Source organism: Rhizobium sp. BK275, from assembly GCF_014193555.1.
Lineage (GTDB): Bacteria > Pseudomonadota > Alphaproteobacteria > Rhizobiales > Rhizobiaceae > Rhizobium.
The window spans coordinates 2,501-6,546 of record NZ_JACHZL010000015.1 but is presented as its reverse complement, the minus strand read 5'-3'; the positions used below and the strand labels follow the sequence as shown (position 1 = coordinate 6,546).

At 53.8% G+C, this 4,046-nt stretch carries 1 tRNA gene and 2 rRNA genes; all 3 read right to left on the bottom strand.

Annotated elements, in window-relative coordinates:
- Position 1: 1 nt before the first annotated feature.
- Positions 2-78 (bottom strand) — tRNA-Met (locus FHT82_RS30145).
- 401 nt (positions 79-479) lie between these two features.
- A 5S ribosomal RNA gene (gene rrf, locus FHT82_RS30140) occupies positions 480-594 on the bottom strand.
- A gap of 228 nt (positions 595-822) precedes the next feature.
- A 23S ribosomal RNA gene (locus FHT82_RS30135) occupies positions 823-3,622 on the bottom strand.
- Positions 3,623-4,046: the final 424 nt, after the last annotated feature.

Below are 4,046 nucleotides of genomic sequence, written 5' to 3'. Positions count from 1 at the left end.
TTGGTTGCGGGGGCAGGATTTGAACCTGCGGCCTTCAGGTTATGAGCCTGACGAGCTACCGGGCTGCTCCACCCCGCGATATTTCATTCCGGACGTTGTGCCCGGGAGCGATGTCAGGCGTAGCCTGACGAGGTGAGGCCGTTAAGAGATCGATCCGGTGGATCGATCTTAGGCCGAACGGGCTGCTCCACCCCGCGTCCAGCGCCAAATCCTCCGGATTTGTCGCGGCTAGGCAAAGCGCTTGCGCTTTGCGGATCTGTGCCGAGCAAATTGCGAAGCAATTTGTCTCGCGTTCATTGTCTCTGCTTCTAAAGCAATTTCTAAGCTTAAAAAGCGAAAGGCCGCTGTGGTAGCGGCCCTTTGTGACGGCATGGGCCGTTGGTTTCGTTTGGAGAAGATTGTTGTCGATTTTGCGCATGTCGCTTTCCGAAGCTTGTTCAGCTTCGGGCACATGCGTATTCACGAGTTGCGTTTAGCAGACCTGGCAGCGACCGACTCTCCCGCGTCTTAAGACGAAGTACCATAGGCGCTGGGGCGTTTCACGGCCGTGTTCGGAAAGGGAACGGGTGCAGCCACCCCGCCATAACCACCAGGTCAGCGAAGCGCAACTTGTGTGAGAAGCTGGTTCACTGAGTGACTAGTGAGTAGTCGTCAGTGATTAGTTTTGAACACGTCTACCTTTCGCAAGGCACCGTCGGAGCAAAGCTCCGCAAGCGCAAAGCGCGTCGCCGGTTGTCCGGCGCGCCGTCCGCAGCGCCTATGGCGCGTGAGGACAGAAGGTCAGGCTCATCGAACTTTGTTCGATGAGCATAGTCAATGAGAACGATCAAGCCAATCGAGCTATTAGTACCGGTAAGCTTCATGCGTTGCCGCACTTCCACACCCGGCCTATCAACGTGGTCGTCTTCCACGGCTCTGATAGGGAACACTCGTTTCCAGGTGGGTTTCCCGCTTAGATGCCTTCAGCGGTTATCCCGTCCATATATAGCTACCCTGCTATGCCCTTGGCAGGACAACAGGTCCACCAGAGATATGTCCATCCCGGTCCTCTCGTACTAGGGACAGATCCTGTCAATATTCCTACACCCACGGCAGATAGGGACCGAACTGTCTCACGACGTTCTGAACCCAGCTCACGTACCGCTTTAATTGGCGAACAGCCAAACCCTTGGGACCTGCTCCAGCCCCAGGATGCGATGAGCCGACATCGAGGTGCCAAACAACCCCGTCGATATGGACTCTTGGGGGTCATCAGCCTGTTATCCCCGGCGTACCTTTTATCCGTTGAGCGATGGCCCTTCCACGCGGGACCACCGGATCACTATGACCGACTTTCGTCTCTGCTCGACTTGTCAGTCTCGCAGTCAGGCGGGCTTATGCCATTGCACTCGACGACCGATTTCCGACCGGTCTGAGCCCACCATCGCGCGCCTCCGTTACTCTTTCGGAGGCGACCGCCCCAGTCAAACTACCCACCATACACTGTCCCGGACCCGGATAACGGGCCGCGGTTAGACATCCATGACGATAAGGGTGGTATTTCAAGGATGGCTCCACAGAAACTGGCGTCCCTGCTTCAAAGCCTACCACCTATCCTACACATGCCGACACGAATGCCAGTGTAAAGCTATAGTAAAGGTGCACGGGGTCTTTCCGTCTGACCGCAGGAACCCCGCATCTTCACGGGGAATTCAATTTCACTGAGTCTATGTTGGAGACAGCGGGGAAGTCGTTACGCCATTCGTGCAGGTCGGAACTTACCCGACAAGGAATTTCGCTACCTTAGGACCGTTATAGTTACGGCCGCCGTTTACTGGGGCTTCGATTCAAAGCTTGCACCTCTCCTCTTAACCTTCCAGCACCGGGCAGGCGTCAGACCCTATACGTCGTCTTGCGACTTCGCAGAGCCCTGTGTTTTTGATAAACAGTCGCTACCCCCTGGTCTGTGCCACCCCATCATAGTTGCCTAAAATGGGGTCACGCTTCTTCCGAAGTTACGCGTGCAATTTGCCGAGTTCCTTCAACATAGTTCTCTCAAGCGCCTTGGTATACTCTACCTGACCACCTGTGTCGGTTTCGGGTACGGTCTATACGGTGGAGCTATTTCCTGGAACCGCTCCGCTGCCCATCCAATCCAATAAGAATGAACAACTTGTGCGATCCGTCACTTCCACCAGGCCCACGAATATTAACGTGGTTCCCATCGACTACGCGTGTCCGCCTCGTCTTAGGGGCCGGCTAACCCTGCTCAGATTAACTTTAAGCAGGAACCCTTGGTCTTTCGGCGAGAGGGTCTCTCACCCTCTTTATCGTTACTCATGTCAACATTCGCACTTCCGATACCTCCAGGAGCCCTCACGGGTCTCCCTTCATCAGCTTACGGAACGCTCCGCTACCACTCCTCTTGCGAGGAATCCTCAGCTTCGGTGCATGGCTTCAGCCCCGTTACATTTTCGGCGCAAAGACCCTTATTTAGACCAGTGAGCTGTTACGCTTTCTTTAAATGATGGCTGCTTCTAAGCCAACATCCTGGTTGTTTTGGGATCCTCACATCCTTTCCCACTTAGCCATGACTTGGGGACCTTAGCTGGAGGTTAGGGTTGTTGCCCTTTTCACGACGGACGTTAGCACCCGCCGTGTGTCTGCCTGGTAGTACTTCCCGGTATTCGGAGTTTGGTTAGGATCAGTAAGACGGTGAGTCCCCATAGCCCATCCAGTGCTCTACCCCCGGGAGTATTCGCCAGACGCTCTACCTAAATAGATTTCGCGGAGAACCAGCTATTTCCGAGTTTGATTGGCCTTTCACCCCTAGCCACAAGTCATCCCAATCTATTGCAACAGATGCGGGTTCGGTCCTCCAGTTGGTGTTACCCAACCTTCAACCTGCTCATGGCTAGATCACTCGGTTTCGGGTCTAATGCAACGAACTATATCGCCCTATTCAGACTCGCTTTCGCTTCGCCTACACCTACCGGCTTAAGCTTGCTCGTTACACTAAGTCGTTGACCCATTATACAAAAGGTACGCCGTCAGGGTTGCCCCCTCCGACTGTTTGTAGGCATCCGGTTTCAGGTACTATTTCACTCCCCTTGTCGGGGTACTTTTCACCTTTCCCTCACGGTACTTGTTCGCTATCGGTCATGCACGAGTACTTAGGCTTGGAGAGTGGTCTCCCCATGTTCAGACAGGATTTCACGTGTCCCGCCCTACTCTAGGACATACAAGATATCTACGCGTACGGGGCTGTCACCCGCTACGGCCGCACTTTCCAGAGCGTTCCGCTTTAATCTTATATGCCACTGGCCTGGTCCGCGTTCGCTCGCCACTACTTGCGGAGTCTCGGTTGATGTCCTTTCCTGCAGGTACTTAGATGTTTCAGTTCCCTGCGTTCGCTTCTTACCCCTATGTATTCGAAAGTAAGATACCTTATCACAATGCTTGGAAACCCAAGCCGACCTTGCAGTCAGTTTGGATTTTCCAAGCATTTAAGGTGGGTTTCCCCATTCGGAGATCCATGGATCAAAGCTTATTCGCAGCTCCCCACGGCTTATCGCAGCGTATCACGTCCTTCATCGCCTGTGCATGCCAAGGCATCCACCAAATGCCCTTACGACACTTAATCGTTCTCATTGCCAATGCTCATCATTTACTGGATTTGGAATTCCTATCCTTCTCGCTCGCGCTCGAAGGGGTTCCAAATCGACTATCCGGACAAACCTGAGTTTGCCGAACCAGAGGCACGGTTACCTTTTACAACCGACCATTCATGATGCCATCGACGTGTTCGACCTGATCACTTTATTGGAGCTACGCCGAGCAGCTCACTTGTGTCAGGTCTTAAGACCAGCTTCTCGAGATATGATCCGATACCGCGCGGTCAGGCAACGGTAATCCGATCGTCCGTCAGACGATGCCAAAGACATCGAACAACAAACGATCCAGAGCGACAAGCTTCCTTCCTACCTCCAGTCCCTCCACCATATCCAGCCGGCTAGGCCATCCATGGTTTCACAAGAACTGGGCTCGGACGTTCCGGACATAAGTCC